The 6,468-nt window shown below is 70.1% G+C and carries 5 protein-coding genes; all 5 read left to right on the top strand.

All coding sequences use genetic code 11. The features are described 5' to 3' along the window. A partial coding sequence (locus ACI379_RS14970; protein WP_439792902.1) for a pyridoxal-phosphate dependent enzyme occupies window positions 1-403 on the top strand: 403 nt, incomplete at its 5' end. Next, the gene (gene trpA / locus ACI379_RS14965; protein ID WP_439792901.1) at window positions 400-1,206 is read left to right on the top strand and encodes a tryptophan synthase subunit alpha; all 807 of its coding nucleotides are present in this window, start codon (window positions 400-402) and stop codon (window positions 1,204-1,206) included. The genes ACI379_RS14970 and trpA, both read left to right, overlap by 4 nt. Then, complete coding sequence (locus ACI379_RS14960) at window positions 1,199-1,813, top strand: SCO family protein (protein WP_439792900.1); 615 nt, start codon at window positions 1,199-1,201, stop codon at window positions 1,811-1,813. The genes trpA and ACI379_RS14960 overlap by 8 nt, the downstream gene beginning before the upstream one ends. A gap of 3 nt (window positions 1,814-1,816) precedes the next feature. Next, entirely contained in the window at window positions 1,817-2,776 is a 960-nt protein-coding gene (gene lgt / locus ACI379_RS14955; protein ID WP_439792898.1) for a prolipoprotein diacylglyceryl transferase, read from the top strand. A gap of 268 nt (window positions 2,777-3,044) precedes the next feature. Next, on the top strand, window positions 3,045-6,468 hold a 3,424-nt coding region (gltB, locus tag ACI379_RS14950), incomplete at its 3' end, for a glutamate synthase large subunit (RefSeq protein WP_439792897.1).

Raw genomic sequence — 6,468 nt, 5'->3', positions numbered from 1 at the left:
CCACGCGGGCGAGTCCGGGGTGCTGCACGGCGCCCGGACGTACGTGCTGCAGGACGAGGACGGCCAGACGATCGAGTCGCACTCGATCTCCGCGGGCCTGGACTACCCGGGTGTCGGTCCGCAGCACTCCCACCTCGCCGCGACTGGACGTGCGACGTACACGCCGGTGACGGACGCGCAGGCGATGGACGCCATGGCGCTGCTGGCCCGCACCGAGGGCATCATCCCCGCGATCGAGTCGGCCCACGCAGTGTCCGGCGCACTCGACGTGGCCCGACGCCTGGGCGAGGAGAAGGGCCCCGACGCGACGGTCATCATCAACCTCTCGGGCCGGGGCGACAAGGACATGGAGACCGCGATCAGCTGGTTCGGTCTCGGCGACGCTGAGAAGGAGCAGGCATGAGCGGGCTGGTGACCACGGAGGTGGCCTTCGCGAAGGCCCGGGCCGGGGGCCGCAGCGCGCTCGTGGGCTACCTGCCCGCAGGCTTCCCGAGCGTGGACGGTTCCATCGACGCGATGCGGACCATGGTCGAGGCCGGCTGCGACGTGATCGAGATCGGTCTGCCGTACAGCGACCCGGTCATGGACGGGCCCACCATCCAGGCGGCCGCGCAGCAGGCGCTCGAGTCCGGGATCCGTACGACCGACGTGCTGCGGGTCGTCGAGGCGGTCGCGGCCACCGGCGTCCCCACCCTCGTCATGACGTACTGGAACCCGGTCGAGCGGTACGGCGTCGAGCGCTGGGCGCGCGACCTGGCCTCGGCCGGCGGGGCGGGCCTGATCACGCCCGACCTCACGCCCGACTCGGCGCCCGAGTGGATCTCCGCGGCCGACGAGCACGGCCTCGACAAGGTCTTCCTCGTCGCACCCAGCTCCACCGACGAGCGGATCGCGATGACCACGGCCGCGTGCCGTGGCTTCGTGTACGCCACCGCGGTCATGGGCGTGACGGGTGCGCGGACCAGCACCAGCGACCTCGCCGGCCCCCTCGTCGCGCGCACCAAGGCCACCACCGACCTCCCCGTCGGGGTCGGCCTCGGCGTCAGCAACGGCGACCAGGCAGCCGAGATCGCGCAGTACGCCGACGGGGTCATCGTCGGCTCCGCCTTCGTGCGGACGCTCCTGGACGCACCGGACGACAGAAGCGGGCTGAAGGCCCTGGCGACGCTCACCGAGGACCTGGCCGGGGGTGTGCGACGTGGCTGACCTGCGCCGCTGGGTGGCCGCCGCTGCCGCCCTCGCGTCCGTCGCCGTGCTCGCCGCCTGCGGTGAGGAGGAGGCCGAGCCGGCCGCCTTCACCGGGACCGTGCTGGACACGCCGTTCGAGGTCGACCCGACGCCTCTGGTCGGCCCGGACGGCTCGCCGTTCAGCCTGACCGGTGACACCGACAAGCGCCTCACGATCGTCTTCTACGGGTACACCAACTGCCCCGACATCTGCGGTCAGGTGATGTCGACGCTGGCCACCACGATGACCCGCCTCGACGACGCTGAGCGTGAGCAGCTCGACGTGGTCTTCGTGACCACCGACCCGGCCCGCGACACCACGGACGTCGTCAACGAGTACGTCACCCGCTACGACCCCAGCTTCGTCGGCGTCACCGGCGACCTCGACGACATCATCACCGTCGGTCGCAGCATGGGCGTGGGCATCGATCAGGGCGAGAAGCTGGCCTCGGGTGGCTACGACATCACCCACGGCACCCGTGTGTACGCGCTCGACGGCGACGACAAGGCTCCCGTCATGTGGTCCGAGCAGGTCAGCCAGACCGAGCTGGCCACGGACATCCACACCCTGCTGCAGGAGGACTGAGACATGGTGGCGTGGACGATCCCGAGCCCCTCCGAGGCGGTGTGGCACCTGGGACCGGTTCCCCTGCGCGCGTACGCGCTGTGCATCATCCTCGGCATCGTCGTCGCGGTGTGGATCGGCGAGCGCCGCTGGGTCAAGCGCGGCGGCCACGCCGGCGAGGTCAGCGACCTCGCCCTGTGGGCGGTGCCGTTCGGCGTCGTCGGGGGCCGCATCTACCACGTGCTCACCGACTGGCACCTCTACTTCGGTGAGGGCCGCGACCCGATCACCGCCCTGTACGTCTGGCAGGGCGGCCTGGGGATCTGGGGCGGCGTCGCCTTCGGAGCCCTCGGTCTCTGGATCGGCGCGCGGCGGCGCGGCATCAAGTTCGCGCCTCTGGTGGACGCCCTGGCTCCGGGTGTCCTCGTCGCGCAGGCGATCGGACGCTGGGGCAACTGGTTCAACCAGGAGCTCTTCGGCCGACCCACCGACCTGCCGTGGGGGCTCGAGATCGACCAGGCCCACCGTCCCGCCGGGTACCTCGACGTGGCGACCTTCCACCCGACCTTCCTGTACGAGTGCTTGTGGAACCTCGCCGCCTTCGCGCTGCTGCTCCTGCTCGACCGGAGGTTCCGCCTCGGCCACGGCCGCGTCATGGCGCTGTACGTGATGGCGTACACCACGGGCCGGGTGTGGATCGAGAACCTGCGCATCGACGACGTCCAGATGGACGACGTCCTCGGGCTGCGCCTCAACGTGTGGACCTCGATCATCCTGTTCGTGCTGGCTGCCGCGTACTTCCTCTGGTCGCAGCGCCGGTCGCCCGGGCGCGAGGAGGAGGTCTACCACGACCCCGAGCGTGCCGCCCGGATCCGGGCCGCCCGGGACGGGGAGAAGGTCGACGAGGAGCAGGCCGCTGACGAGAAGGGAAGCGGGAGCGACGGGGACGTCCCGTCGCGCCGGGACGGCTCCGCCTCGGACTGATCCCGGCCGACGATCCTGCGTCGTACACACCGCGGCGCAGCAAGTCTTCCCGTCGCTGCGGACGGAGACCCACGTCACCCCTCGGTGGCCGGTTCTGGCCGGGGGAGGGGGCCGTCGGGAATGGTAGAGTTCGGGGGCTTGGGCCAACGCCGTCCCCTGCCGATCGCCATTCAGAAGTGCCCGGACCCCGTCCTTGACCCTCGCGTCCCGACGGTCTCCGGCACACGACGACGGGAGAAGCCCAGTGCTTTCGAACGCTGCGTCCCAGATGCAGGCCTTCCCGCCGCCCCAGGGTCTCTACGACCCGCGCCATGAGAAGGACGCCTGTGGTGTCGCCTTCGTGGCAACCCTGACCGGGGTGGCCAGTCACGACATCGTCAGCAAGGCCCTCACGGCCCTGCGCAACCTCGAGCACCGCGGTGCCGTCGGCGCGGAGGCCAACTCGGGTGACGGTGCCGGCATCCTGATGCAGGTCCCTGACGGGTTCCTGCGCGAGGTCGTCGACTTCGCCCTTCCCGCCGCCGGCGAGTACGCGGTGGGTACCGCGTTCATCCCCGGTGACGACCAGTCCGTCGCGGCCGTCCAGCAGCAGATCGAGAAGATCGCCGCCGAGGAGGGCCTGACGACGCTGGGTTGGCGCGAGGTCCCGGTCAACCCGGACATCCTGGGCGCCACGGCGCTCAGCGTGATGCCGCGCTTCATCCAGCTCTTCGTGACCGGCGCCGGCGGTGCCCTGACCGGGCTCGACCTGGAGCGTCAGGCGTTCTGCCTGCGCAAGCGTGCCGAGCGCGACACAGGTGCCTACTTCCCGTCGCTGTCCTCGCGCACCATCGCGTACAAGGGCATGCTGACCACCGACCAGCTCGACAACTTCTTCCCGGACCTGGTCGACGAGCGGGTCGCATCGGCGATGGCCGTGGTGCACTCGCGCTTCTCGACCAACACGTTCCCGAGCTGGCCGCTGGCCCACCCGTTCCGGTTCATCGCCCACAACGGCGAGATCAACACCGTCATGGGCAACCGCAACTGGATGCGCGCCCGCGAGGCGCTGCTGGCCAGCGACGTGATCCCCGGCGACCTCGAGCGCCTGTACCCGATCTGCACCCCGGGTGCCTCCGACTCGGCCTCGTTCGACGAGGTGCTCGAGCTCCTGCACCTCGGCGGCCGCTCGCTGCCGCACTCGGTGCTGATGATGATCCCCGAGGCGTGGGAGAACAACGCGGAGATGGACGCCAAGCGGCGCGCCTTCTACGAGTTCCACTCCACGATGATGGAGCCGTGGGACGGTCCCGCCTGCGTCGTCTTCACCGACGGCACCCAGATCGGTGCGGTCCTGGACCGCAACGGCCTGCGCCCCTCGCGCTACTGGGTCACCAAGGACGGCCTCGTGGTCCTGGCCTCCGAGGTCGGCGTGCTCGACCTCGACCCGGCCTCGATCGAGCGCAAGGGCCGCCTCACCCCGGGCCGCATGTTCCTCGTCGACACCGAGGAGCACCGCATCATCGAGGACTCCGAGATCAAGGCGGAGCTGGCTGCGGAGCACCCCTACGGAGACTGGCTGCACGCGGGCCTGATCAACCTCAACGACATCCCCGACCGCGAGCACGTGGTGCACACCCACGCCTCGGTGACCCGGCGCCAGCAGGTGTTCGGCTACACCGACGAGGAGCTGCGCGTCATCGTCGCCCCGATGGCCAGCACGGCCGCGGAGCCGATCGGCTCGATGGGCACCGACACCCCGATCGCGGCGCTCAGCGAGAAGCCGCGGCTGCTGTTCGACTACTTCGCACAGCTCTTCGCGCAGGTGACGAACCCGCCGCTGGACGCGATCCGTGAGGAGCTCGTCACCTCGCTGTACGGCTCGGTGGGTCCCGAGGGCAACCTGCTCGACCCCACCGCGGCGTCGTGCCGCCAGGTGGTGCTGCCGTTCCCGGTGATCACCAACGACGAGCTCGCCAAGCTGCGCCACATCAACCGCGACGGCGACCACCCGGGCCTGCGCGCGCACGTCTCGCGCGGTCTGTACGAGGTCGCTGGTGGCGGCAAGGCGCTGGCCGCGCAGATCGAGGAGATCTGCCTCGAGGTGTCGGCCGCCATCGCGGACGGTGCGCGCATCATCATCCTGTCGGACCGTCACTCCACGGCCGACCTGGCGCCGATCCCGTCGCTGCTCCTCACGGCCGCGGTGCACCACCACCTGGTGCGCCAGAAGACCCGTACGCAGGTCGGTCTGGTCGTCGAGGCCGCCGACGTGCGCGAGGTCCACCACGTGGCCCTGCTGCTCGGTTTCGGTGCCGCGGCGGTCAACCCGTACCTCGCGATGGAGACCGCCGAGGACCTCGCCCGCCAGGGCAACTACGTCAAGGTCGAGCCTGAGGTTGCGGTCAAGAACCTCGTGAAGTCGCTCGGCAAGGGCGTCGTGAAGGTGATGTCCAAGATGGGCGTCTCCACGGTGGCCTCGTACACCGGTGCGCAGATCTTCGAGGCGATCGGCCTGTCGGCCGAGGTCGTCGACAAGTACTTCACCGGCACGACCTCCAAGCTCGGCGGCATCGGGCTGGACACCATCGCCGAGGAGGTCGCGCAGCGTCACGCCACCGCGTACCCCCGTGGCGGCGTGCTGCCGGCGCACCGCGAGCTCAACGTCGGTGGCGAGTACCAGTGGCGCCGTCCGGGGATCAAGGGCGGCGGTGAGCCGCACCTGTTCGACCCCGAGACGGTCTTCCGCCTGCAGCACTCGACCCGCAACGGGCGATACGACATCTTCAAGCAGTACACCGCGCGCGTCGACGAGCAGTCGGAGCGCCTGATGACGCTGCGTGGCCTGTTCCGCTTCAAGGACGCCGCGGAGACCGGTCGCGCCCCGATCAGCATCGACGAGGTCGAGCCGGTCAGCGAGATCGTCAAGCGCTTCTCGACGGGTGCCATGTCGTACGGCTCGATCAGCCGTGAGGCGCACGAGACCCTCGCCATCGCCATGAACCGGTTGGGTGCCAAGTCCAACACGGGTGAGGGCGGCGAGGACCCGGACCGTCTGTACGACCCGGAGCGTCGCTCGTCGATCAAGCAGGTCGCTTCAGGACGCTTCGGCGTCACCAGCGAGTACCTCACCAACGCCGACGACATCCAGATCAAGATGGCCCAGGGCGCCAAGCCCGGTGAGGGCGGCCAGCTGCCCGGCCACAAGGTGTACCCGTGGGTGGCCAAGACGCGTCACTCGACGCCGGGCGTGGGCCTCATCAGCCCGCCGCCGCACCACGACATCTACTCGATCGAGGACCTGGCCCAGCTGATCCACGACCTCAAGAACGCCAACCCGGCGGCTCGCATCCACGTGAAGCTGGTCTCCGAGGTCGGCGTCGGCACGGTCGCGGCGGGTGTCTCCAAGGCGCACGCCGACGTGGTGCTGGTCTCCGGCCACGACGGGGGCACGGGCGCCTCGCCGCTCACCTCGCTCAAGCACGCTGGTGGTCCCTGGGAGCTCGGTCTGGCCGAGACCCAGCAGACTCTGCTCCTCAACGGCCTGCGCGACCGCATCGTCGTGCAGACCGACGGCCAGCTCAAGACCGGTCGCGATGTCGTCATCGCGGCGCTGCTCGGTGCCGAGGAGTACGGCTTCGCCACCGCTCCGCTGGTCGTCTCGGGCTGCATCATGATGCGCGTGTGCCACCTCGACACCTGCCCGGTGGGTG

It is taken from the genome of Nocardioides sp. (genome assembly GCF_051876515.1).
Lineage (GTDB): Bacteria > Actinomycetota > Actinomycetes > Propionibacteriales > Nocardioidaceae > Nocardioides.
Note: the sequence above shows the minus strand (reverse complement) of the source record. Positions and strands in the feature narration are given on the sequence as shown.

Bases quoted from the DNA above. Each gene is read 5' to 3' on its own strand.
- trpA (WP_439792901.1), top strand. From the start codon at position 400: ATGAGCGGGCTGGTGACCACGGAGGTGGCCTTCGCGAAGGCCCGGGCC.
- lgt (WP_439792898.1), top strand. From the start codon at position 1,817: ATGGTGGCGTGGACGATCCCGAGCCCCTCCGAGGCGGTGTGGCACCTG.